Below are 23,918 nucleotides of genomic sequence, written 5' to 3' on the forward strand. Positions count from 1 at the left end.
TCGCGTGGCGGCCCGGGACCGCGCCTAGGCTGAAGGCTCCGAGCACGTCCCCGACTTCGACCGAGGAGTTCCCGCATGGGTTCAGCCGACGGCTTCGTCCTGCTCGCCGACGCACACGCCTACCTCCGCGCCGCCGTCCGCGGCGTCCCCGCCGACGCGTGGGGCAGCGCCACCCCGTGCGACGAGTGGACGGTGCGCCAGGTCCTCAACCACGCCCGGCTGGACCAGCAGGCACTGCTGATACAGATCGCGCAGATCGGCCCGATGTCCGACCCGTTCGAGCCCGAGGACGCGGTCGCCGCCGACCCGTACGCGGAACTGGACGGCATCCTCACCGCCGCCATGGCCGCGTGGGAGGCCGTCCGCGACCAGGAGGTCGTGCAGACCCCCATGGGCCCGATGCCGCCCACCGCCGCCACCGCGGCCGCCGCGCTGGACGCCGGGCTGCACGCGTGGGACATCGCCCGCGGGACCGGCCAGGACCTCCCGCTCTCCGACGAACTCGCGGACGGCCTCGGCGACATCGCCAACCATCTGATCCCGTTCGTGCGCGACTCGTTCGGCAAGTACGCCGCCGAGGTCCCCACCGACGCCGCCGGTCCGGCCGCCGCACTGCTGGCGTTCTCCGGCCGCGACCCGCTCTGGAGCCCGAAGGCCTCCTGAACAGCGGTCAGTTCAGGAAGCGTTCGACGGCCTCGCGGGCCCGGGCGTTCGAGGCCGCGGCAGCGGCCAGCGCCCGGGCCAGCACGTCGATCCACTCGTCCAGGCCCACCTGGCGCCGCGAGAGCACGACGCCGCGGACCTCGTGGCAGACCTCCCCGACGACCCGGCCGTGCTCCACCCGCAGCGCGAGCCGCTGCTCGCCGAGCGCGACGTCCAGTTCGGCGACCGAGCCCTCGCGGCCGGCCAGCCGCTCCGCCAGCGAACGCCTGCGCGTGACCGTCACGGCACCGGGCGGCAGCGAGTCGGCGAGGTTCGCCGACAACACTGTGGCGTAGAGGTTCAGGTCCGCGCTGTCCCGGCGCAACGCCGCGGCCAGCAGCTCCACCTCGAAGTCAGGCATCGAGGCTCAGCACCATGGTCGGCCGGTCGATGACGTGGTCGTCGCGGAGCGGGCGCACCGCGGTCCCGATCGCGAAGAACTCGGTGGTGTGCGACCCCCACGTGTGCGAGTGCTGCCGCAGCTGCACCGCCACGATCCCCTCGGCCTCCAGGGCGCTCGCCTCGGCTTGCATGCGGGTCATCGCCAACTCGCGTGCGTCGTAGAGGGCTTGGGTGAACTGCTCGATCTCGACGTTGCGTCCCGCCGTGTTGAGCACCTGGCCGAGGCGCTGGTGCGCGACGTGGTAGACGCACGACCCCATGACCATGTCCAGCGGCGCGTACCCGGCACGGATCAGGGTCCAGAAGTCCTGGCCGGACAGGTCCGAGGTGAAGGGCCTGCCCTTGTTGTTGAGCCACGTGCCGCCGGCTCCCGGGTCGGCGCCGTCCGCCTTCACCGCGGTGCCGACCGCGATGAACTCGGCGATGTCGGAGCCGAACTCCTTGAACTGGATGTCCAGCCGCACGCCGACGACGCCGTCCGCGCCCAAGGCGCTCGCCTCGGCCTCCATGCGGCTCATCGCCAGCTCGCGCGCGTGGTACATCGCCTGCGAAAGCTTCGTCAGCTCCTGGTTCTTCGACCACCGGCCGAGCTGGATGCCGACGTGGTAGACCGAGGAGCCGAGCACCAGGCCGAGCGGCCGGAACCCGGCCTCGCGCACCAGCAGGAACTCGTTCACCGTCAGGTCCGACGTGAACAGCGAGCCCTTCTCCCCCGGCCGCAGCTGCGCAAGCCGCCGCATGGCGTCCTCGGGGACGCCCTCCATGGCCGGCTGCGCGCTTTCCCCCGTCCCGGCCGGTTCCCACCCTGCTCGCTCGGTCATGTCAGCGCTCGCGCTCCAGTCTCATGATGGTCAGTGTTCCAGGCCCGGCCGCCCGTTCGGAGCGGCGGAACCCGGCGATCGAGGTGCCGACGAAGACCGCCTCCACGACGACGTCGCGCGAACCTTCTGCCGCGGGGCACTCGTTCTCGCGCACATTCAGGTCGATCTCGTCCAGCACCACCCCGTCGCCGCCGTGCTTCCCGGCGTCGAGGGCCAGTTGCCGCCGCGCGTCGCGACGGGCGCTGTTCATCAGCCAGGTGTAGCCGTCGATCTCCTGGTTCTCGAGCCGCCAGGTGTTCCGGCCGAACCTGCGCCAGTCGTCGTGCCGGGTCGCGATGGCGATGCCGAGGACGAGTCCGGTGGGGACCCATCCGCTGTGCACGAGCTTGGCGAAGTCCTGGCCGCTCAGGTGCGAGGTGAACGGTCTGCGCGGCCGGACGCGCGAGTGCGCCCGGACCGCGGTGCCCAGCGCGGTGAACTCCACGCCCCCGGCCGGGAACCGACCGATCCGCAGCTTCACCCCGACGATCCCGTCGCCGCCGAGCTCGCGGCACTCCGCGACCGCGCGGGCCAGCGCCAGCCTGCGCGCCTCGTACAGCGTCGCGACCATCGGCCCGAACGACGGCGCCGACCACGAGGATCGGACGCTCGTCACGCCGGGCGCCGACCACGGTCCCGGGCAGCTCCAGGCGCCCGTGTACCCGATGTGGAAGACGGCCGTGCCGAGCACCTGCCCGACCGGCTCGAACCCGGCGCCCTTGATCGCCACGAACTCCTCGGCCGACAACGCCGAGTCCCAGGTGCCGGCGCCCCGGGGTCCCGCCGAACCGCCGGCGGCGTCCCCCGGCCCGCCTATCCCGCCCCCCGCTTGCACCTACGCCAACTCCTCGACGAACGCGGCCAGTTGGGCAAGATTACGGCACTCCACCATTGGGACCACCCGGTCGTAGGTCGACGCCGCCGAGTCTCCGGTGTCCCAGTCGCGCCGCGGCTCGGGGTTGAGCCAGTGCGCGCGGCGCGCCGCCTCGACCAGCTTCGCGAGCGTCGGGAGCGCGAGCTGCCCGTAGTTGGAGCGGGCGTCGCCGAGGATCAGCAGCGCCGTCTTCGGGCCCACGACGTCCGGGTACTTCTCCGCGAACAGGTCGAACGCGCGCCCGTAGTTGGTGCGCCCGGTCACCCACACGATGTCCGCCTCGGACGTCATGCGCTTCATCGCGTCGCCGACGTCCACGCCCGGCGCGAAGAACCCGGTCACCTCGTCGAGGTTGTCGACGAACGCGAACACCCGCACCTTGGTGAACTGTTCACGCAGCGCGTAGGCGAGCAGCAGCGTGAAGTGCGCGAACGACGCCACCGAGTCGCTCACGTCGCACAGCACGACCAGCTCGGGCTTGTGCGGCCGGCGCGGCCGGTGGAACGTGCGCACCGGCACGCCGCCGGTCGACAGCGACGCGCGCACGGTGCGCCGGAAGTCGAGCCGCCCGCGCCGCCCGGCCTTGTGCTTGACCGCGAGCCGGGTCGCCAGGCGGCGGGCCAACGGGTGGACGGCGCGCCGCAGTTCGGCCAGGTCGTTGCGGGTCGCGCGGAGGATGTCGAGGTGCTCCAGGGGCGGCCGCACCGCGACCTTCGCGACCCGTTCGGCGCCGGCGTCCTCGGCGAGCCGACGGCGCACCTCGGCGGTGATCATCTGCTGCAGCACCGCGAGCCGGTCCTCGAGCGCGCGCCGCGCGGTGCGCTCCGCGAGCCCGCCGCGGTCCTGTCCGGCGAGCACTTCGCGCAGCAGCCCGGCCATCAGGGTGCGGGCGTCGAGCGCGGAGCCGACCGCGTACGCCGACCAGGTCTGCCGCGGCGCCGACGCCGGCGAGCGCCCGTACGCGGCCACCGCCTCGCGCACCAGCTGCCGCATGCCCGCTTCGTCGCCGTCGAGCAGCAGGTCGAACAATCGCTCGCGCATCGCCTCGGCGACCGGGTCGGGGGTGAGCGGGCCCGTCCGCAGCGGCCGCTCCGCCCGTTCACCCGCCGGCGGGGTGGCGACACCGTCCCCGACGGCCGCCGGGAACCACAGGTCGAACAGCGTGTCGAAGGTCCCGCGGTGCGTCGGCCGCTTCACCAGCGTCGTCGCGTAGGCGGCCCGCAGCGCCTCGCGGTCCACCAGGTCGAGGACGGTCAGCGCGCGCGCCGCGTCCAGGCCCTCCGCGAGCGAGACCGGGAGCCCGGCGCCGCGCAGCGCCTCCAGGAACCCGACGTGCCGTTCGAGGAGTGCCATGTCAGCCCAACTCTGCGGTGGGCAGCCCGAGTTCCTTGGCGGCGCGGTTCTGGTCGGAGACGTGCTTGAGGACGACGCCGAGGGTGCGCGCGATGGCCTCCTCGTCCAGCGCGTCCGCCTCCAGCGCGAGCAGCGTGCGCGCCCAGTCCAGCGTCTCGGCGATCGACGGCGACTTCTTCAGGTCCAGCGCGCGCAGCGTCGCCACGGTCCGCACCAGCTGCTCGGCGAGCGCGTCGGTGATGCCCGGCACCTGGGCGAGCACGATGTCGCGCTCCCGCTCGGGCGTCGGGTAGTCGAGGTAGAGGTACAGGCAGCGGCGCTTGAGCGCCTCGGACAGCTCGCGCGTCGCGTTCGAGGTGAGCACGACGAACGGACGGCGCGCCGCGGTGACGGTGCCCAGCTCGGGGATGGTGACCTGGAAGTCCGACAGCACCTCCAGGAGCAGGCCCTCGACCTCGACGTCGGTCTTGTCGGTCTCGTCGATCAGCAGCACCGTCGGCTCGGTGCGCCGGATCGCGGTCAGCAGCGGCCGGGCGAGCAGGAACTCGTCGCTGAAGATGTCGTCGTGGGTCGCGTTCCAGTCCTGGCCCTCGGGGGTGGCCTGGATGCGCAGCAGCTGCTTGCGGTAGTTCCACTCGTACAGCGCGCGGCCCTCGTCGAGGCCCTCGTAGCACTGCAGGCGCACCAGGTCGGCGCCGGTGGCCGCGGCGACCGCCTTGGCGAGCTCGGTCTTGCCGACCCCGGCCGGGCCCTCGACGAGCAGCGGCTTGCCGAGGGCGTCGGCGAGGAAGACGGTGGTCGCGATGTGCGCGTCGGCCAGGTAGTCGCCGGCCGCGAGCCGGGCGCGCGCGTCCTCGGGCGAGGTGAACAAGGACACGGCGGCTCCCTCGGCTCAGCTTGACGTGGTCAAGATGCTACCGAGCCGTAGTCAGCGCATCGAGGCCAGGCGCAGCTCGACGACCACGCGTTCGACGCGCGCGTGGTCGGGGTGCTCGGGCAGCACCGAGTCCACCGTCTCGAGCGCGGCGAACTCGCTCTCGAACAGTGCCGCGAACGCTTCCGGGTCGGACGCGGCCAGCTCGCCGGCCGCGAACAGCTCCTCGCGCTGCGCGGACATGTCGATCGCCAGGTGACCGGTCGCGAGCAGGCCGCGCGCCTGGCGCAGCAGCCGCAGGCAGTGCCGGCCGTGCTTGGCGGTGCGCTTGGCCAGGTCGGACGAGAAGCCGCGCTGCCCCGCCCCGTGCCGGGACAGCAGCTTGCGGGACTGCTGCAGGGCGTAGCCGCCGTACGCGCCGCGCACCGCCGCCGTCGACAGGAACGCCTCCCGGACCTCGCGCAGCGCGCGGCCGCCCTCGGTCTCCACGACGTAGCCGTCGAGCCACAGCAGTTCGCTGACCGTCGGATTGCCCTTCAGGGCGAGGGTCGTGAACTTGTACAGCTCGTGCACGGTGACGTCGGGGTCGGTGGTGACGCGCGAACCGGTCAGCACCGAGGGCCCGCGCAGCCCGAGCACGTCGGCGGGCGGCGCGAGGTAGACGCCGAGCCGGTCCTCGTCGGAGCCCTCGCCGGCCAGCCCGTACGCGGTCGAGCCGACCACACCTAGCAGCAGCGTCGCTCCGGTGTCCTGAGTCACGACCGTAGGCCTTTCGCGTGGTGAGGCGGCGCCGACGCTCCCGGGTCCCCGGGTTCGGCTTCCGGTCCGGGTGGGGTCGGGTCCGGACATGAGTATCGGGGAGGGCTGCGGCCCGAAGACAGTGGATTTCCCCGACGACAAAGCCGCCTTGCCTACGCCCAAATGGTGAGAGGAGGCCACGACCCTCGGCCGATGACCGCGATCCGGTTCCGGCCGAGGATGGAGCGAGCCTCACACAACGGGGATGAGGGGGACGGTGGTGCAGGCCGGTCCCTTCGCTTGATCGGAAGGGAAGGTCGATGGGCTACGGGCTGGCCGCTCGACCGGCATGGGACATGGACATCACAAGCTGGTGGTTCGTACTGGGCATGGCGCTGGCGACGGTGGGGGCCGCCGTCGCGACCGTGCTGACCTGGCACCGCAGGCGGCTCAAGAGGACCCGCCGGGTCACCGCGCTGATCGTGACGCAGCTGATGGTCACGCTGACGATCCTGGCCGCGGTCAACAGCCAGATGTACTTCTACAGCACGGTCTCGGACGTCCTGTCGATCGCCGACGGGCCGCCGGGGCCCAAGCTGCACGTGCCGCACGTCGACGGCCCGGACCGGCTGCGCGCCGACGCGGCGACACCCGGGCCGGGGGTCCCCGGCTGGCTCTCGGCGCACAAGAGGCTCGACACCCGGCACGGCGTCCTGGTGTCGACGACGGTGACCGGCGCGAGGTCCCGGCACTCGCTGCCGGCGCACGTGTACCTGCCCGCCGCGTACTTCGACCCGGCGCGGGCGGACGAGCGGTTCCCGGTGATCCAGTTGCAGTCCGGCTACCCGGGCACGCCGAGCACGTGGGTGCGGCGCATGCGGATAGAGCGGATCCTCGCCGGGCTGATGGGCTCGGGCCGGGTGCCTCCGGTCATCGCGGTGCTGCCGGAGCAGAACCCGGTGCAGGGGCGGGACAGCGAGTGCGTGGACGCGGTGGACGGCGCGCGCGCCGCGACCTACCTCGGGGAGGACGTGCCGGACGCGGTCGCGGCGAACTTCCGGACCGCGGAACGCCCCGCGCGCTGGGGCATCATGGGCTACTCGACGGGCGGCTTCTGCGCCGCGAACCTCGCCATCCGCTACCCGGACCGGTTCGGCGCGGCCGCGAGCCTGTCGGGCTACTACAAGGCGATCACCGACATGACGACGGGCGACCTGTACAAGGGCGACGAGCAGGCGCGCAAGGACAACAGCCCGATCGTGACGATCGACCGGCCGCGTGAACGGCCGCTGCGGATGTACCTGTTCGCGGCGCGCGGCGAGGGGCACGCGGTGCGGGACATGCAGAAGTTCGCGCTGAAGTTCCGGGCGCCGAACGAGGTGACGACGGTGGTCGCGCAGTCGGGCGGGCACAACTTCCACACCTGGTCGGCCGGCATCCCGGCGGCGCTGGAGTGGCTGGGGGCGCGCGTCGGGGAGCCGCCGCGGGACGTCGTGCAGGCCCGTACGTCGCCGTCGCGCTGAGGACCGCGCGCACGGTGGGATCAGTCCGTGCGCGCGGTCGGTTCGGGGGTGCCGGTCAGCGGTTGGCGGCCGCGACGATCATCAGGGTGCCGAAGATCACCGCGAAGCCGAGCACGTAGATCGACAGCCGGATCCACATGCCGTTCTCGCGGCTCTTCTCGTTTTCGGGCAGCGCCATGGGACACGCGTCCTTTCGGTCGGAGCGCAGGAGGGGGTGCGGCGGGGTCGGTGGGTCAGTGCGTGGCGGGGGGCAGGCAGGCGGTGAGTCCGACCATCGCGGGCGCCGCGTGCACCATGAGGAACTCGACGGGCGTGTGCTCGTCGGCGGACTCCATGACGTGCGGCATCGCCGAGTCGAAGTGCGCGACGTCGCCGGGCGCCAGCATCCGGACGGTGTCGCCGAGGGTCAGCCGCAGCTGGCCGGCCGTGACGTACAGCCACTCCTCCCCGGGGTGGACGCGCGCCGGGCCCCGCGCGCGTCCGGGTGGGACGCGGACGCGCAGCGCCTGCATGCCGCGCCGCGGGCTGCCGGCCCGCCAGTACGTCCAGCCGTGCGCCTGGAAGGGCTCGGCCTGCTTGGCGCGGACGACCGGCTCGTCGCCGGCCGCGCTCTCGCCGAGCAGGACGGAGACCGCGGTGGCGTAGACGCGGGCCAGGGTCAGGAGGGCGGGCAGCGACGGCTGGCGCTGCGCGTTCTCGAGCCGGGACAGGTACGGGACGGACAGGCCGCTCGCGTCCGCGGCCTCGTCGAGCGTCAGCCCCAGCGCGAGTCGGGCCGACTTCAGGCGTTTGCCGAGGCCGGGGGATTCGGGCATAGCATCACGCTAGCCAGCCGCACCACACGTGGCAATTTTCTTGCCTTGGAGGCAAAACCCTCATGGACATAGCCCTGCTTCAGGGACAGTCGCAGCTGATCATCCGGCAGAACTTCCGGCTGATCGTCAACCAGTACGTGGTGCACCTGGTGAACCCCGACGGCTCGCACGGCGCGGTCGTCGGATACGCGCAGCAGAAGCGCGGCAAGCTCAAGGAAGAGGTCGTCCTCTACACGGACGAGAGCAAGCAGTTCGAGCTGGCCCGCTTCAAGGCCCGGCAGGTGCTGGACGTGCGCGCACAGCACGACGTCACCGCCGTGGACGGCACGCCGCTCGGGGTGTTCTCGAAGAACTTCAAGAAGTCGCTGATCCGTTCGACGTGGCACCTGGAGCGGCCGGGCGCCGAGCGGGCGACCGGGCAGGAGCGCAGCCTGTTCGGCGCGATCCTGCGGCGGCTGTGGGGGTTCATCCCGGTGGTGGGCGACTTCCTGCCGGCGCCGACCTACCACTTCGACTTCGTCGGCGACGACACCAAGGCTCCGGTGCTGCACGTCGAGCGGCAGATGAAGCTGCGCGACCAGTACTTCGTGACGTTCACCGACCCGACGATGGACCGCCGCTTCGGGATCTGCGTGGCGGTGGCGATGGACGCCATCCAGAACCGCTGACGGCACGCCGCGCGGGCCCCGGGTATCCGGGCCCGCGCTCCGGCGTCCGGGGCGGGAGGTCAGCCCTCGTCGGGCACCAGCACGGGCGTGTCGACCTTGAGGACCTCACCGCGGAAGAAGCGCGGGTTGCGGCCCCGGATGACCTCCATGACCACGACACCGATGACCAGGACGCCGACGCCGATGACGAACACGCTGCCGACGCCGAGCACCGAGCTGCCGCTGCCGTAGCCCGGGCTCCACGCGTCCACGAGTGTCTTGACGAAGATCGCGCCGAGCATGAGTCCGCCGGCCAGCGGCATGAGGCCCTTGATGAGGAAGTCCCGGGGGTCGCGCAGCAGGTCGTGGCGGAAGTAGCGGACGCTGGAGAACGCGGTCAGCGCGTAGTAGAAGCAGATCATGAGGCCGAGCGCGGCGATGGTGTCCTGCAGCACCGACGTGCTGACCAGCGTCATCACGGTGTAGAAAACGCCGGTGACGACGCCCGCGACGATCGTCGCGTAGCCCGGGGTCCGGTACTTCGGGTGCACGCGGGCGAACGCGGGTGGCAGCGCCTCGTAGGTGGCCATCGCGAGCGCGGTGCGGGCGACCGGGATGAAGGTGGTCTGCAGGCTCGCGACCGAGCTGGCCAGCACCGCGACGTAGAGCATCGTGCCGAGCCCGGAGCCCATGACCGGGTCGGCGAGCTTGGCGAAGATGTTCTCGTTGTCGGTGTTGAGGCCGAGCCCGGTGTCGCCGACGCCCGCGACCATGAGCGTGGCGATGCCGGTCAGCAGGTACGCGGTCACGACGACCAGCAGCGTGAGCATCGCGGCCCGGCCCGGCACGTTGCGGCCGCCCGCGGTCTCCTCGTTCATGGTCAGGGCGGTGTCCCAGCCCCAGTACATGAAGATCGACAGTGACAGGCCGGCGGTGAGCGCCGCGAAGTTGTCGATGCCGAACGGGTTGAGCCAGCCGGCCGAGAAGGACAGCGACGTGTCGAAGTCACCGGCCTGCGCCTTGGTGACCGCCATGACGATGAACAGCGCGAGCACCGACAACTGGAGGATGACGAGGAAGTACTGCACGCGCTTGGTGACCGTCATGCCGCGGTAGCTGATCGCCGTCGCGGCGGCGATGAAGACCATGGTGGTCGGGATGTGGATCGCCTTGTTGTGGTCCCACGACGCGACCCAGTCGCTGCCGGCGAGCTTGCCGAGCGTCAGGTAGAAGAACGACGTGCCGATGCCGGCCAGGTTGGACAGCACGATGATGGTGGCCATCACCAGTCCCCACCCGGTCATCCAGCCGACCCGGGGGCCGAACGCCTTGACCGTCCAGGTGAACGACGTGCCCGCGTCGGGAACGACCTTGTTCAGCTCGCGGTACGCGAACGCGACCAGCAGCATCGGGATGAAGCCGATGAGGAAGACCGCCGGCAGGTGCAGGCCGACCTCGCGGACGGTCGGGCCGAGCGCGCCGGTGAGCGTGTAGACGGGGGCCACCGTCGAGATCGCGACCACCACGCTGCCGACCAGGCCGATCGCGTTGTGACTCAGGCCCTTGTCCCGGATATCGGGTTCGTCCCGATAGTGCAGATGATCGGAGCCGTGATGGTCATGCGTGTGCTGATTGGTCACAATCGACCAGAATAAGTCAGCATCGATGGAATTTTGACCGGCACGCCTGGGCTTCCCAGGACAAACCGGGACATCTACAGAAGGTCCTCCGGGCGGATCGGGATCCGGTCCACCGCCCGCCCCGTCGCCGCGCGGATCGCCGCGACCACCGCCGGCGTCGACGAGACCGTGGGCGCCTCGCCCACCCCGCGCACGCCGTACGGCGCGTTCGGGTCCGGCAGCTCGAGGATCTGCACCGGCATCGCGGGCGCGTCGGCGATCGTCGGGATCAGGTAGTCGGTGAACGAGCCGTTCACCACCAGCCCGTCGCGCACCACGATCTCCTCCGTCAACGCCAGGCCGATACCCTGGGCCCCGCCGCCCTGGATCTGCCCGACCACCGCCTGCGGGTTCATCGCCCGCCCGACGTCCTGCGCGGCGGCCAGCTCCACCACCTTCACGATCCCCAGCTCGGTGTCGACGTCGACCACCGCGCGGTGCGCACAGAACGTGTACTGCACGAACGCGTCGCCCTGCCCCGTCACCGGGTCGAGCACGGCGGTCTTCCGGTGCCGGTACTCGGCGGTGTGCTCCACCGGCGTGTCGCCCAGCACCCGCGCGAGGTCGTCGAGCACGCGGCCGTCCGCGCCGACGATCTTTCCGCCGGACAGCAGGCAGTCGCCCGACCGTCCGGCCCGGCGCAGCACCTCGTCCCGCACCAGGCGGCACGCGTCGCGCACCGCGCCGCCGCTGACGTACGTCTGCCGCGACGCCGACGTCGACCCGGCCGAGCCCACCCGCGTGTCCGCCGGATGCAGCACGACCCGGTCCACGCCCAGCTCGGTGCGGGTGATCTGCGACCACACGGTCACCCCGCCCTGCCCGACCTCGGCGGCCGCGGTGTGCACTGTGGCGACCGGCTCCCCCGCGACCACCTCCAGGCGCACCCGGGCGGTCGAGTAGTCGTCGAAGCCCTGCGAGAACGCCACGTTCTTCACGCCCACCGAGTAGCCCACGCCGCGCCGCACGCCCTCGCCGCGCGTCGAGTACGAGTAGCCGCCGGGCAGTTCGCGCTGGTCGGTGGGCTCCGCGGGAAGCGGCAGCGCGCGCACCATGCCGAGCAGCTCGGCGACCGGCGCGGGCGCGTCCAGCACCTGCCCGATCGCCGTCACCCCTCCCTGCGCGAGCGCGTTGCGCTGCCGGAACTCGACAGGGTGCAGCCCGAGTTCGGCGGCCACCCGGTCCATCTGGCTCTCGTACGCGAAGCACGCCTGCACCGCGCCGAAGCCGCGCATCGCGCCGCACGGCGGGTTGTTGGTCACCATGCCGATCGCCTCTAGCGCGACGTTCGGGACGTAGTACGGGCCGATGCCCAGGCCGGCCGCGTTGCCGACCACCGCAGAGGTGGTGGACGCGTAGGCGCCGCCGTCGAGGACGATGCGCGCCTTGACGTAGACGAGCTTCCCGTCGCGGTTCGCGCCGTGCTCGTAGTCGAGCGTCGCCGGGTGCCGGTGCACGTGCCCGAGGAACGACTCCTCGCGCCCGTAGATCATCTTCACCGGCTTGCCGGTGTGCAGTGCCAGCAGGCACACGTGCGCCTGGAGGGTGATGTCCTCGCGCGCGCCGAACGCGCCGCCGACCCCGCCGAGGGTCAGCCGGACCTTCTCCTCGGGCAGCCCCAGGACCGGGGCCAGCTGCGCACGGTCGATGTGCAAATACTGCGTCGCCACGTACAGGTCGACGCCGCCGTCCTCGGCGGGCACGGCGAGCGCCGCCTCGGGGCCGAGGGGCGCCTGGTCCTGCATGCCGATCACGTAGTGGCCGCGCACGACCACGTCGGCGCGCGCGGTGTCGGGGTCACCGCGCCGCACCGGCTGGCGGGCGACCACGTTGCCGGGGAAGTGCGGGTTGAGCGTCGGCGCGCCGGGTCCGAGCGCCTGTTCCTCGGTCACCACGGGGGTCAGCGGCTCGTAGGTGACCTTGATGCGCGCGGCGGCGCGGCGCGCGGTCTCCGGGTGGTCGGCGGCGACGACCGCGACCGGTTCGCCGTGGAAGCGCACCTCGCCCTCGGCGAGGACGGGGGTGTCGGCGGTCTCCAGGCCGTACAGGTTCTGCCCGGGGACGTCCTCGTGGGTCAGCACCGCGAACACGCCGGGCAGCGCCAGCGCTTCGCCGATGTCGACGGCGGTGATGCGGGCGCGCGGGTGCGGGCTGCGCAGTGTGGCGCCCCACAGCATGTCGTCGGCCCACAGGTCGGAGGCGTACGCGAAGGCACCCTTGACCTTGAGGATGCCGTCGGGGCGCGGCGGGGTGGTGCCGATGCCCCCGTCCGCAGGTCGGGCGGGCGTCTCGGTCGACGTGCCGGTGCCGGTTCCGACGCCTGTGCCGGTTCCGGTTCCGCTGGTCGGGTGGTCCACGCGTACCCCCTCGTCGGAGTCTCGTTCCCCGTCCACTCCCTCAAGGATCCCGCCGCGGGGCTTCACCTTGCAGGGGGCGCGCCGTACAGTGCCGCACGAATGACACCGAGTGCCACGATCGCGGTACCGCCGGACCCCGGGGAGAGACCATGTCGCTGCCGCCTATGGACGCCCAGCTCAGCGCGTTCCTCACGCTCGCGCCGCCGATGGCGTACGCCGGCGATCCCGTCGAGTTCCGCGCGGAGATGCGGCGCCGGCTCTCGGTGCGCCCGATGACGACGCCGCTGCCGCGCGTCGAGGACCGCACGATCCCCGGCCCCGACGGCGCCCCCGACCTTCCGGCGCGCGTCTACTGGCCGAGCGACGAGGTCGGCCTGCCCGTGCTCGTCTATTTCCACGGCGGCGGCTTCTGCATCGGCGACATCGAGTCGCACGACGGCGTGACCCGCAAGCTGGCCGAGCAGGTCGGCTGCGTCGTCGTGTCCGTGGAGTACCGGCTCGCACCCGAGCACCAGTTCCCGGCCGCGTACGAGGACTGCTACGCGGCCTACCTGTGGGTCCGCGAGAACGCCGCCGAGCTGGGCGGCGACCCTTCCCGTGTCGCGGTGGGCGGCGACAGCGCGGGCGCCTCGCTGTCCGCCGGCCTGTGCCTGATGGCCCGCGACCGAGGCACGGCGCAGCCGACCTTCCAGCTGCTGTGGTACCCGGCGACCGGCCTGGTCGGCACCGACTCGCAGAAGGCGAACCAGGCCGACCCGCTGCTGCCGCCGGACGCCATCGCGTGGTTCGAGGACATGTACTTCTCGCGGACGCCGCGGGAGCGGTTCGTCCCGTACGGCGCGGTCGCGCTGGCCGAAAACCACACCGGCCTCGCGCCCGCGCACGTCGTCGTCGCGGGGCACGACCCGCTGCACGACGAGGGCGTCGCGTACGCCGCGCAGCTGACCGCGGCCGGCGTGCCGACGACGCTCGACGACGCCCCCACGATGTGCCACGGGTTCGTCAGCTTCGCGGACTTCGTGCCGGGCTGCGCCGAGGCGGTCGAGGGGTCGTACGCGGCGCTGCGCGCGGCGTTCGCCCGCTGAGACCCGCCGGGACGCGGGTGGCCCGCGCCGGATCAGTCGGCGCGGGCCAGCGCGATCACGGCCACGTCGTCGGGCGTGCCGACGGCGTACTCCGCCAGGTCCTCGCGCACGAAGCCGGCGACGGCGCCGGGGTCGAGCACGTCGCACCCGCCGAAGTGCGCGGCCAGCCGGTCGGCGAGCGGATAGAACTCGCCGTCGGTGCCGCGCGCCTCGCTGACCCCGTCGGTGTGCGCGACCAGCACCTCGCCGGGCGCGAGCGGGTGCCGGGTGACCTCCGTCGGGGCGCCGCCCAGCGCGCCGAGTCCGAGCGGCACGCCGGGACGGGTGGGCAGTTTGGCCGCGCCGCCGTAGCGGACCAGGACCGGCGAGGGGTGGCCGCGGTCGGCGATCCGGACCTCGGGCGCGTCGGGCGGGAACTCCAGGAAGAGCGCGGTGACGAACAGCTCGGCGTCGCCCGCGTCGGCCGCCTCGCGCGCGAGGCGGCGCTCCATGCGGTCGGTGAGCTCGGCGAGGTCGGGGATCTCGTGGGCCGCGTCGCGGAAGCTGCCGAGCACGGTGCCGACGTGCTGGATGGCCGCCAGGCCCTTGCCGCGCACGTCGCCGACGAGCACGCGGACGCCGTACGGGGTCGCGCACAGGTCGTACAGGTCGCCGCCGACCTGCGCCCGCGTGTCCGCGGCCTGGTAGTAGCCGGCGGCGCGGACCGGGCCCAGCGCGGCCGGGATCGGGCGCAGCAGCATCAACTGCACGGCCTCGCCGACCGAGCGGGCCTGGACGAGCTGCCGCGCGTCGCGTTCGCGCTGCACGGACAGCTCGACGCTGATCACGCCGACGATGCCGGTGGCGACGTATATGCCGACGTGGTGGACCTCGGACAGGTGGTCGAAGCGCCAGGCGAACAGCAGCTGGAGCCCGACGGCGACGAGCGTGAGCGCGGCGACGAGCCGCGCCGGCCGGGTGATGGCGGCGAGCACGGGGACGGCGACGAGCACGAAGCCGGAGGCCCAGCTGCGCGGCAGCAGGATCTCGCACACCACGTCCAGCACGATGACGGCGTACGGCGCCCACCACACCCAGGCGGCGGTGTACGGGGAGTCGGGCCCGCGGCCGAGGCGTCCGGCAAGCGGCGCGGGTCTCGGCTTGGTGCTCACAGGTCCCACGATATCGGGACATGTCCGCGCCGCCAGCCGGCCTCCGCCGCCGGCCGGACCGCGTCGTCAGGCCTTCTCGCCGCGGAACTCCCGGCTGAAGCGCCGCATTTCGGCGGCCGAGAAGTTCTCGTGGTCCTCGCCGTAGGCGGTCACGCCGTCGAAGGTCCACTCCGCCAGGCAGTTGACGGTGAACAGGTTCGGGTTGAGGAAGAAGCCGAGCCGGTTCTCCATGCGCCCCTCGGCGTGCAGCTCGCGGCCGAGCTCGTCGACGCCCTCCAGGACGACACGTGTCGCCCAGCCGCTGACGTCGTCCCGTTCGACGACCTCGCGGCGGCCCTTGGCGAGCTTCGACCACACGCCGTCGCGCAGCACGTACCCGTGGATCGCCACGCATCCGGTGCCGAAGTCCATCGTGATGGCGTGGAAGGCGTCGTTCTCGGACGCGGTCGCGTAGCTGTAGCCTCCGCGCTTGGCCGGCGAGGTCATCAGGCCCTGGCCGAACTGCGAGCGCACGCCCCACGAGCGGTCGCGGAAGCCGTACGCGTCGACGGGGATCACCTCGCCGCGCAGCACGATCTCGCCGGTGTAGCGGCCGGGCTGGTCAACGTGCTTGTCGCCGAGGTAGTGGGGCGGCAGCACGCCGGTGAAGGTCAGGTCGACGGAGATCTCGTCGCCGCCGTCCGGGTCGGCGTACTTGACCTCGTACACCTTCTGCGGCTCCAGGCAGCGGTAGCTGATGCCGTTGGGCAGCTGGATGTCGCTGAGGGGCTGGTCGGGGAGCGGGAGGTGCCAGAAGTTCTTGGCGTACAGGCAGTCGTGCATGTGGCGGCCCGTGTCGTCCCAGAAGTAGGCCCCGCCGGCGGCGACTTTCTGGTTCGGCCTGAAGAAGGGGTACAGCTGGCCCGACAATTTGCGCTCGGGAACCGTGAACGTGAACCAGCACGTCTCCGTCCAGTACGGGTCGTCGCTGGTCGGCGGGTGGAACTCGTCGTCGGGGTGCGTCGTCATGACGCCTGAGTACTACGAATACTTGGCAAGGTCAATTATCACGGGTGTGCAGGATGCGCCCGGTGCGCGCGGCGGGAGGTCGGAGCGGGCGTGGAGACGGTGTCGCTGCAAGAACTGTGGGACCGGGTGACGGGAACCCAGCCCGATCCGCCGCGCTGGCTGATCCTCGCGACGGGCCTGGCGGCCGTGCTCGCGGTGCTCTACCGGCCGGTGTGGCGGCCGCTGCGCACCGTGGTGACGATCGCGCACGAGGGCGGGCACGCGCTTGCCGCGCTCGCGACGGGGCGCCGGCTGACCGGCATACGGCTGCACTCGGACACGTCCGGTGTGACCGTCTCGGTCGGCAAGCCGACCGGGCTCGGCATGGTGCTCACGGCGTTCGCGGGGTACGTCACCCCGTCGCTGCTCGGCGCGGGCGGCGCGGCGCTGCTCGCGAACGGGCACATCACGATGACGCTGTGGATCACGCTGCTGTGGCTCGCGCTGATGCTGACCATGATCCGCAACCTGTACGGCGCGTTCGCGCTCGTCCTCGTCGGCGGCGTGGTGTTCGCGGTGTCGTGGCTGGCCAAGCCGGACGTGCAGGCCGGATTCGCCTACCTGCTGGTGTGGTTCCTGCTCGCGGCCGGCATCCGGCCGGTCGTCGAGCTCCAGCAGATGCGCCGCCGGCGCCAGGCGCAGTGGTCGGACGCGGACCAGCTCGCGACGCTGACGCGCATCCCCGGCGCGGCGTGGGTGGGCCTGTTCGGCATCGTGTCCGCGGTCAGCGCGGGGACGGCGGCGGGGTGGCTCGTGGCGTGACGTCCGGGACGTCCGACGGCTGACGACTCGTAGCCGCCGGAAACGACCGAGGCCGGGCCCTGGGGCCCGGCCTCTTCCGTCTCCGGCACCGGTCAGGCGGTCTCGTCGAGCTTCACGAGCACGCCGTCGTAGATCTTCCGCAGCCCGGACGGCGCGAACAGCTTCTCGAAGAAGCCGCCGACGCCGCCCGCGCCCTGCCAGCGGGTGTTGACGTTGACGCGGCTGCGCCCGGGACCCGACGAGACGACCGTCCACGTGGTGACCATCGTGGAGTTGCGGTCGGTCTCGACGAGCGTGCGGTCGGCCGGCTGCGTGACGTCGAACAGGCACTCGCGCGAGCGCTTCTCGGTGGCCTGGAGGCGCCAGTAGACGACGGTTCCGGCCCCCTGGCCGCCCTCGCGGACCTCGTAGCCGGAGAAGTGCTCGGTCAACAGCTTCGGGCGGGTCGCGACGTAGTCGGACAGCGCCGCGAACACCGCGTCCGGCTCTCCCGCGACATCGCGCGACGCATCGGCGTTGACCTGCCCCATGACCACTCCTCGTACTCGGACAACTGATGGCCACCAAGCAAACCACCTCCGCGCCCGGGGCTCCGAATCCGCGACGGGTTGACGCGCGTCAGTGTCGGGCAGGTCTCGGCCGGACGCCCCTCAGGCCGGTGCGGACTGCGGCTTCGGGGTGTACTTGTCCAGTTCCGGGATGACTTCCTTGCCGAGGATCTCGATCGTTTTCAGGATGTCCTGGTGGTCCAGGAAGCCCCACTGGACGTAGCAGATGAGTTCGTCGACGCCGAGGTCCGCGTAGCGCTTCATCTTCTCTATGCAGGTCTCGACGTCGCCGATGACGATCATGTCGGCGGCGTCGAACGTCTCGACCGGGACCTCGCCCTCGAACAGCGGCTTGAGGAGCGGGAAGGTCCGGTCCCGCTCCTCGGGCGTCAGGTGCGGCAGCTCCCACTCGAGCGTGAACATCGCGAGGTTCTTGTACCACCAGGCGACCGAGTCCCAGACCTTCTGCGACACCTTTTTGGAACCGGTGGTGTGCACAAGCGTGTAGGCCGCGACCTTGTCGGTCGTCACGTCGGTCAGCGGCGTCGCGTTCGCGGCGGCGGCGCGGTACGCCGCGACCTGGGCGGCCATCACCTCGAGCGGCTGCATGATCGAGAACGACAGCATGCCCAGGCCGTTCGACCCGGCGACCTCGGCGGAGCCCTGCGACGTCGCGGCCATCCACACCGGCGGGTGCGGGTCCTGGAACGGCTTCGGGGTCACCATGCGGCGCGGGAACGTGAAGCGCTCGGACTGGTACTCGAAGTGCTCCTCGCGCCACATGCCGCAGACGATCTCAATGGCCTCGCGCCAGTCGTCGCGGGACGTGGCGATGTCGACGCCGAACGCGGTCTGCTCCATCGGCGTCGAGCGGCCCGTGCCCCACTCGACGCGCCCGTTGGACAGGATGTCGACGGTGGCGACCTTCTCCGCGATGCGCTGCGGGGGCGTGAAGCCGAACGGCGTCAGCGTGACGCCGAAGCCCATGCGGATCTGCTCGGTGATCCCGGCGAGGTGGCCGAGGAACACCTCGGAGGACGGCATGTGCGAGCGGCCCTCGCGGAAGTGGTGCTCGACGGCCCAGACGGTGTTGAAGCCCACGCGGTCGGCCAGCCTGATCTGCTCGACCGCCTCGCGGTAGGCGCGCTGCTCCTCGCGGCGCTGGCCGTACGGGTGTTCGCCGTGCCAGGGGCGCGGGACGTCGACTTCGTAGAGCACGTCCAGTTTCATCGGCGAACTCCTCGGGTTTTGATATTCTGAAAACCGATTTGAAATCTGATAGAAGTCTGACGAGAGCACCGGCACAGAGCAAGGGAGTCCGCCATGGTCCGCCCCGCACTCGCGGCCGGTCGCGCGATCGACATCCTCAACTTCTTCGCGGCGCACCCCGGCGGCACGTTCACGCTGTCGGAGCTGTCGGCGTCGCTCGGCATCAACCTCGCCTCGGCGCTCTCGGTGCTCCAGGCACTGGAGGACGCGGGCTACCTGGTCCGGCATCCGCGCCGCAAGACATACGAACTGGGGCCCGCGCTGGTCGCGTTGGGCGACGCGGCGCTGCGCAGCAACCGTGCGGTCGACCTGGCGCGCGGCGAAATGCGGCTGCTGGCGGAGGAGTTCAGCACCGAGGCGATCATCAGTGTGTCGGTCGGCGACGACCTGGTGATCCTGGCGGTCGAGGGGCGGCCGCAGTTGACGTCGGCGGACATCCGGGTCGGGCAGCGCATGCCGCTGGTCCCGCCGCTCGGGCAGGTCTTCTTCGCATGGTCGGCGCAGGAGGACGTCGACGCGTGGCTGGGCCGGCTGGACCGCCGCATGCAGGCCACCGCACGCGTCCACCTGCCGGTGACGCTGGCGGCCGTGCGCGAGCGCGGCTACTCGATCACCGTGGAGAGCCCCACGCGCACCGAGATCGGCGCGACGCTCGAGCGGCTGGCCGACCGGCCGCGCGAGGCGCCGCGGCTGCGCGAGCGGCTGGCCGAACTGGCGGCGGCGCTCGGCGAGGAGGACTACGAGCTGGTCGGCGTCGAGCCGGACGCGACGTACGACATCACCACCATCGTGGCCCCGGTCTTCGACGCCCACGGACAGGTCGCCCTCGCGTTGACGCTGAACGGGCTGCGGCAGGTGACGGGCCGCCAGGTCACCGCGCACGGCGACCGGTTGGCGGCGACGGCGCGCCTGGTGACGAAGCAGACCGGCGGGCGGACGCCGGATCCGCTGTACGACCTCTAGCCGTTCGCAGGCAGCCCTCACACACACCACACAGGGCCGATTTCCGGCCACGCGGCACGGCCGAACTCCGCCCCGCGACAACCAACGCGATGGAGGGTTTTCGCCTGCGAACCAACGGGGCGTTTACCAGAGATTTACGGTGCTGCAGTGTTGTTGTCACATGTGACATGTGCAATTGTTCTGCGCGTCCTGCTCCATCACCCGTGGGCCGCCGACCGCGGCCCCGCCCCTGGAAGGGCACGAATGGGCATACGCGTGCGCCGCAGGCCGCTGATCGCCACAAGCGCGTCACTGGCCGCACTCGCGCTGGCAGTTCTGCCGGCGACAGGCGCCTCCGCCGCCGGGCTCGCACCCGCACCGGCACCCCACAGCACCACGTCGGCCGCACCGGCCGGCGGCACCACGGCCACCCCGCAAGGCGGCACCGCCGACGACGTCGACCACCTCGGCAAGGGCACCGCCGGCTCGGCCGCCGACAGCCGCCCAGGGTCGATCACCGTCGCCGGCAAGGACGTTCCCGCGACCGGCAAGGCCCCCAACGGCCCGGCGGCCGCCCCGGCGCCGGCGGTCTCGCGGTTCGCCGCCCCGGCCGCGGTACCGGGCTGCACCCTGGCCGAGTTCTCCCAGCTGTCCCCGAAGCAGCTGGCGGACTTCCTGGTGCGGCCGGACGTCAAGGCGTCCACCTGTCTCAAGCCGTTCCTGTGGACCTACTCCCCCGAGCTGGCCCGCGTCCTGACACCGGGTCACCTCAAGGCGGTGCTCGACCGGATCGTCCAGCTCGCCCCGAGCTACGACGGCACGGACAACCAGAACCTTTACGAGCTCTGGTACTTCACGCACGCCGCGCTCTACATCGACTGGAACGCGAACGACGTCAACCTGCGCGTCCCGGCCGTGCTCGACCCGCTCAGCGCGGCGATCGACGCGTACCGCGCCAACCCCAAGGCGTTCGGTGCGACGACGAACTCCGCGGCGACCATGCTCGAGGTCGTCATCTCCGCCGGCACGGACACCGTGCGCCCCCGGCAACTCGGGCTGTTCGCGGGTGTCTTCAACGCCATGAACGGAAGCACGACGGCCTGGCAGGACCCGGCCTGGCAGAACGTCACCCTGCAGTCCCAGGTCCAGGTCTACAACGGGATGGTCTACGAGGCGGACGCCTACCGGGCCGCCGTCGCCGCCGACCCGGCGTACCGCGCCGCGCTCAAGGCGTTCGTCGGCTACACCCACCTGAACGCCAACGCCGGCGGCCTACTGCGCAACGGCATCTTCGAGTACGGCCGCATCGGCCTGGTCCCGGCGGTCCGCGCCGAGGTCACCGCCGGGCTCGCCGACCTCCTCACGGTCACCGAGAACGCCTACGGCAAGTACGGCGTCGTGTGGAGCGAGACCGCGCACTGGCTCGAGTACTACGGGCTCTGCAAGCAGTACGACGTGTGCAAGGCCGACCTCGAGGCCAAGCTGTTCCCGCACACCTACAGCTACGACAACGGCGACTTCGAGGTGCACACCGGCCTCGACGCGGCCACCGTCGAGCAGCTGTACTACGCGTCCAAGCAGGTCAAGACGCAGTTCCTGCGGATCGTGGGCAGCGACCAGCCGGTCGCCGGCGACGTCAACCACAAGCTGACGATGCGCCTGTACGAGGCCATGGCCGACTACAAGAAGTACCAGTACTTCCTGTACGGCTACGGCACCAACAACGGCGGCCTGTACATCGAGGACGGCGCGACGTTCTACACGTACCAGCGCGTCATCCCGCGCGACTCGCTCCTCACCCTCGAGGAGCTGTTCCGCCACGAGTACACGCACTACCTCAACGGCCGCTACGCCGTGCCGGGCCTGTTCGGCGAGGCCCCCTGGTACACCGACAACCGCACCACGTCGTTCGACGAGGGCACCGCGGAGTACTTCGCCGGCTCGACCCGCGACCAGGGCGTGAAGGTCCGCAAGTCGCAGATCGACCGGATCATCAAGGACCTGAAGACCAACAGCCGTCCGTCGGTCAACGAGATCCTGCACTTCAAGTACGACGACGCCGGCTACTTCTTCCGCTACTACTCGTACGCGTGCGCGTTCTGGGCGATGCTCGGCCGCGACCACCCGGACGAGCTGCGCGAGATGTACAGCGACCTGCGGGCGAACAACGTCGCCGCGTTCGACGACTTCCTCAACCGCATGGGCACCAAGTACCAGGCGGCGTACGACGCCTTCCTGGACCAGCAGATCGCGGGCGTCGACCAGCTCACCATCCCGAGCGCGTCGTACACCCCGGTCGCGCAGCTGGCGTCGGCGAACACGGCCGAGGTCCAGCAGGCGTTCGCGACGTCCACCTGGGCGACGCCGACGTGCGCGACCACCGCCACCGACGGGCACCCGCGGTTCACCTGCAAGGGCATGATCACGGCGAACATCGCCTCGACCCAGCCCGGCCAGGTGCACAAGGACATGGACGCGACGGTCGACTACTTCATCCTGACCCGGGCCGGAGCGGCGACCAACAACCTCGCGGACATGAACTGCTACTACGCCGACCCGGAGCTGTGGAGCAACGGCAAGGCGGCGACGTCCTGGTACACGTGCGAGGGGCCGCTGCGCCCGTAGCCCGTCGTACCGCTGCGGTACCGGTCGTACCTGACGACCACTCATGAACGGTCCGGGCGCCCCGCGGTGATAGCGCGGGGCGCCCGGACCCCCATCGTGGCACGGCGTCAGGCACCGCGCGGGAGGTCCGCTCACCCCTCCGGGGGGATGTAGACGGCGCACGTCGAGAACGGCTGGTTCTGGACGCACATGTACAGGCTCTTCCACTTGGTGTCGTTGTCGGCGAGAGCCCTGGTCAGCGCGTCGGCGCACGAGGGGTCGGTCAGGCCCCAGAGGGATCCGTCCGGCCATCCGGCCTGCGTGGTGCGGTCCGCGATCGCCTGGAGGCAGGCGTCGGACGGGTTGTAGCGCTTCACCTCGTTCAGGAACCGCAGGTAGTCGTTGTTCTGAACGGCGTTCGTCCGCGCGTCCACGATCGCCTGGACCTGCTGCTGGGCCTGCTGCTTGGCTTCCGGCGTCGCGTTCGGGTCCTGGAGGACCGCAAGCGCGGCCGCGGCAGTGGTGTTCGTGTCCTGGAGGATCTGCTTGACCTTCTGCTGGTCCTCGGGCTTCTTCGGCGCCGTCTTCGGATCCACCGCCGCCAGCAGGCCGTTGGTGATCGAGTCCGCGATCTTGATGTAGAGGCCCTTGTACACGGCGGGAAGGCCGGGATCCTGGAGGTTGGTCGTGTAGGACGCCAGCGCACTCGCGAGTTGCAGGTAGACGGCCCGGTCCGTCGCCGAGAGGTTCGCGTCCTGCGTCAGTCTGGTCGCCTCGTTGATCCCCTGCACGTACTTCAGGTACATCGCGCGGTCCGCCTGCGACGTGGTCGGGTCCTGGATCAGTTTCAGCGCCTGGTTGATGCTGTCCACGATGTACATGAAGGAGTTCTTGTCCTTCTGGGGTGTGGCCGGGTTGTTGATGGCGTTCACCGCCACGGCCAGCCCCTCCCGGAGCCTCTGCTTCACGTCCTCGGAGACGTTCAGCCCCTTGATCTCCGCTTCCACTTCCGCGGGCGTCACCGCTGCGTCGTACTTCTGCCCTTCCGGTGGACTCGTCGTGATCTTCGTCTTCGTTTTCGTCGTGTACGAGGTTGTGAACTCCGACGGTGTGCCGGAGCTCGGAGAGGTGGCGGGCTTCCCGCTCGTCGGCGGGCCCTCCGAGTGCTCCGACGTATTCGGCGCCTGCGACGTGGCGCCGCCGGTCGGCGGCTCGCTGCTCGGCGGCTGGCTGCTCGGCGGCGGAGTGTCCACGGACGCCGCGTTCGGAGCGCGCGCCGGGTGATCGGGCGCCGTGGCCGCCACGGCGGCCGCCGGCAGGGCGACCGCGGCGGCCAAGCACGACGTCCCGACCATGCGGGAGATCCGTCGTTGAGGGGATGTGGACATGCCGGATCCAGGTGCTGTCACTGCGGGGGGATGTAGGCGGCGCACGTCGAGAACGCCTGGTTCAGGACGCACGAGAACAGGGCGTTCCACGCGCTGCTCTTGTCGGCGGCCGCCTTGGTCAGGGTGTCGGCGCACGAGGGGTCGGTCAGGCCCCAGAGGGATCCGTCCGGCCATCCGGCCTGCGTGGTGCGGTCCGCGATCGCCTGGAGGCAGGCGTCGGACGGGTTGTAGCGCTTCACCTCGTTCAGGAACCGCAGGTAGTCGTTGTTCTGAACGGCGTTCGTCCGCGCGTCCACGA

The 23,918-nt window shown here is 71.3% G+C and carries 24 protein-coding genes; 8 read left to right on the top strand and 16 right to left on the bottom strand.

Annotated elements, in window-relative coordinates; genetic code table 11:
• Positions 1–75: 75 nt before the first annotated feature.
• Positions 76–663: a TIGR03086 family metal-binding protein gene (locus QI554_RS13975; protein ID WP_281469858.1), complete on the top strand. Its 588-nt coding sequence runs from the start codon at positions 76–78 to the stop codon at positions 661–663.
• A 7-nt stretch (positions 664–670) separates the two neighbouring features.
• Here QI554_RS13975 and QI554_RS13980 read toward each other — a convergent pair whose 3' ends face one another.
• Genes QI554_RS13980 through QI554_RS14005 form a run of 6 tightly spaced genes read right to left on the bottom strand, consistent with a single transcriptional unit; the run spans position 671 to position 5,824 of the window.
• The gene (locus QI554_RS13980; RefSeq protein WP_281469860.1) at positions 671–1,063 is read right to left on the bottom strand and encodes a hypothetical protein; all 393 of its coding nucleotides are present in this window, start codon (positions 1,061–1,063) and stop codon (positions 671–673) included.
• Entirely contained in the window at positions 1,056–1,925 is an 870-nt protein-coding gene (locus QI554_RS13985) for a heavy metal-binding domain-containing protein (protein WP_281469862.1), read from the bottom strand. The genes QI554_RS13980 and QI554_RS13985 overlap by 8 nt, the downstream gene beginning before the upstream one ends.
• A 1-nt stretch (position 1,926) precedes the next feature.
• Positions 1,927–2,799 carry a heavy metal-binding domain-containing protein gene (locus QI554_RS13990; RefSeq protein ID WP_281469864.1) on the bottom strand — a complete coding sequence of 291 codons (873 nt, stop codon included), beginning with the start codon at positions 2,797–2,799 and terminating at the stop codon, positions 1,927–1,929.
• Positions 2,800–4,191, bottom strand: coding sequence for a vWA domain-containing protein (locus QI554_RS13995; protein ID WP_281469865.1), 1,392 nt, complete (start codon positions 4,189–4,191; stop codon positions 2,800–2,802). It abuts the gene before it with no gap.
• Between the two features lies 1 nt (position 4,192).
• On the bottom strand, positions 4,193–5,068 hold the full coding sequence (locus QI554_RS14000; RefSeq protein WP_281469868.1) for an AAA family ATPase: 876 nt from the start codon (positions 5,066–5,068) through the stop codon (positions 4,193–4,195).
• A gap of 51 nt (positions 5,069–5,119) precedes the next feature.
• Positions 5,120–5,824, bottom strand: a complete 705-nt coding sequence (locus QI554_RS14005; RefSeq protein ID WP_281469869.1) for a nucleotidyltransferase domain-containing protein — start codon at positions 5,822–5,824, stop codon at positions 5,120–5,122.
• Between the two features lie 299 nt (positions 5,825–6,123).
• Here QI554_RS14005 and QI554_RS14010 point away from each other — a divergent pair, with 299 nt between their 5' ends.
• On the top strand, positions 6,124–7,326 hold the full coding sequence (locus tag QI554_RS14010; RefSeq protein ID WP_281469872.1) for an alpha/beta hydrolase: 1,203 nt from the start codon (positions 6,124–6,126) through the stop codon (positions 7,324–7,326).
• A gap of 55 nt (positions 7,327–7,381) precedes the next feature.
• On the opposite strand, the gene QI554_RS14015 is transcribed toward QI554_RS14010, so the two are convergent.
• Together QI554_RS14015 and QI554_RS14020 are read right to left on the bottom strand one after the other, a co-directional pair.
• Entirely contained in the window at positions 7,382–7,504 is a 123-nt protein-coding gene (locus QI554_RS14015; RefSeq protein ID WP_281469874.1) for a hypothetical protein, read from the bottom strand.
• A gap of 55 nt (positions 7,505–7,559) precedes the next feature.
• The gene (locus QI554_RS14020; RefSeq protein WP_281469876.1) at positions 7,560–8,141 is read right to left on the bottom strand and encodes a helix-turn-helix domain-containing protein; all 582 of its coding nucleotides are present in this window, start codon (positions 8,139–8,141) and stop codon (positions 7,560–7,562) included.
• Between the two features lie 62 nt (positions 8,142–8,203).
• Between QI554_RS14020 and QI554_RS14025 the strand changes: the two genes are divergently transcribed.
• Positions 8,204–8,809, top strand: coding sequence for an LURP-one-related family protein (locus tag QI554_RS14025; RefSeq protein ID WP_281469878.1), 606 nt, complete (start codon positions 8,204–8,206; stop codon positions 8,807–8,809).
• A 59-nt stretch (positions 8,810–8,868) separates the two neighbouring features.
• Here the strand turns inward: QI554_RS14025 and QI554_RS14030 are convergent, their stop codons facing one another.
• Together QI554_RS14030 and pucD are read right to left on the bottom strand one after the other, a co-directional pair.
• Positions 8,869–10,386 carry an APC family permease gene (locus tag QI554_RS14030; RefSeq protein WP_281469897.1) on the bottom strand — a complete coding sequence of 506 codons (1,518 nt, stop codon included), beginning with the start codon at positions 10,384–10,386 and terminating at the stop codon, positions 8,869–8,871.
• Between the two features lie 116 nt (positions 10,387–10,502).
• On the bottom strand, positions 10,503–12,824 hold the full coding sequence (gene pucD, locus QI554_RS14035; RefSeq protein ID WP_425527969.1) for a xanthine dehydrogenase subunit D: 2,322 nt from the start codon (positions 12,822–12,824) through the stop codon (positions 10,503–10,505).
• Between the two features lie 149 nt (positions 12,825–12,973).
• Between pucD and QI554_RS14040 the strand changes: the two genes are divergently transcribed.
• Positions 12,974–13,909 (top strand): alpha/beta hydrolase, encoded by a 936-nt coding sequence (locus QI554_RS14040; protein ID WP_281469880.1) that lies wholly within the window; start codon positions 12,974–12,976, stop codon positions 13,907–13,909.
• A 32-nt stretch (positions 13,910–13,941) separates the two neighbouring features.
• Here QI554_RS14040 and QI554_RS14045 read toward each other — a convergent pair whose 3' ends face one another.
• Both QI554_RS14045 and QI554_RS14050 read right to left on the bottom strand, forming a co-directional pair.
• A complete protein-coding gene (locus QI554_RS14045) occupies positions 13,942–15,060 on the bottom strand; it encodes a PP2C family protein-serine/threonine phosphatase (RefSeq protein WP_281469882.1) in 1,119 nt (372 codons plus the stop codon).
• A gap of 66 nt (positions 15,061–15,126) precedes the next feature.
• Positions 15,127–16,068: a DUF7064 domain-containing protein gene (locus QI554_RS14050; protein WP_281469884.1), complete on the bottom strand. Its 942-nt coding sequence runs from the start codon at positions 16,066–16,068 to the stop codon at positions 15,127–15,129.
• Between the two features lie 90 nt (positions 16,069–16,158).
• On the opposite strand from QI554_RS14050, the gene QI554_RS14055 reads away from it, so the two are divergent.
• Positions 16,159–16,869 carry a M50 family metallopeptidase gene (locus tag QI554_RS14055; protein ID WP_281469885.1) on the top strand — a complete coding sequence of 237 codons (711 nt, stop codon included), beginning with the start codon at positions 16,159–16,161 and terminating at the stop codon, positions 16,867–16,869.
• Positions 16,870–16,961: 92 nt separating this feature from the next.
• Here the strand turns inward: QI554_RS14055 and QI554_RS14060 are convergent, their stop codons facing one another.
• Positions 16,962–17,399, bottom strand: a complete 438-nt coding sequence (locus QI554_RS14060) for an SRPBCC family protein (protein WP_281469886.1) — start codon at positions 17,397–17,399, stop codon at positions 16,962–16,964.
• A 120-nt stretch (positions 17,400–17,519) separates the two neighbouring features.
• The gene (locus QI554_RS14065; RefSeq protein ID WP_281469887.1) at positions 17,520–18,647 is read right to left on the bottom strand and encodes an LLM class flavin-dependent oxidoreductase; all 1,128 of its coding nucleotides are present in this window, start codon (positions 18,645–18,647) and stop codon (positions 17,520–17,522) included.
• A 93-nt stretch (positions 18,648–18,740) separates the two neighbouring features.
• Between QI554_RS14065 and QI554_RS14070 the strand changes: the two genes are divergently transcribed.
• Together QI554_RS14070 and QI554_RS14075 are read left to right on the top strand one after the other, a co-directional pair.
• Positions 18,741–19,649, top strand: a complete 909-nt coding sequence (locus tag QI554_RS14070) for an IclR family transcriptional regulator (RefSeq protein ID WP_281469888.1) — start codon at positions 18,741–18,743, stop codon at positions 19,647–19,649.
• 243 nt (positions 19,650–19,892) lie between these two features.
• Complete coding sequence (locus QI554_RS14075) at positions 19,893–22,253, top strand: collagenase (protein WP_281469889.1); 2,361 nt, start codon at positions 19,893–19,895, stop codon at positions 22,251–22,253.
• A 131-nt stretch (positions 22,254–22,384) separates the two neighbouring features.
• On the opposite strand, the gene QI554_RS14080 is transcribed toward QI554_RS14075, so the two are convergent.
• Positions 22,385–23,254: a hypothetical protein gene (locus QI554_RS14080; RefSeq protein WP_281469890.1), complete on the bottom strand. Its 870-nt coding sequence runs from the start codon at positions 23,252–23,254 to the stop codon at positions 22,385–22,387.
• Between the two features lie 37 nt (positions 23,255–23,291).
• Between QI554_RS14080 and QI554_RS14085 the strand changes: the two genes are divergently transcribed.
• Entirely contained in the window at positions 23,292–23,516 is a 225-nt protein-coding gene (locus QI554_RS14085) for a hypothetical protein (RefSeq protein WP_281469891.1), read from the top strand.
• Between the two features lie 121 nt (positions 23,517–23,637).
• Here QI554_RS14085 and QI554_RS14090 read toward each other — a convergent pair.
• Positions 23,638–23,918: hypothetical protein (locus QI554_RS14090; protein WP_281469892.1), on the bottom strand; the 281-nt coding region annotated here is incomplete at its 5' end.

The sequence above is a fragment of the Yinghuangia seranimata genome, assembly GCF_029953285.1.
GTDB lineage: Bacteria > Actinomycetota > Actinomycetes > Streptomycetales > Streptomycetaceae > Yinghuangia > Yinghuangia seranimata.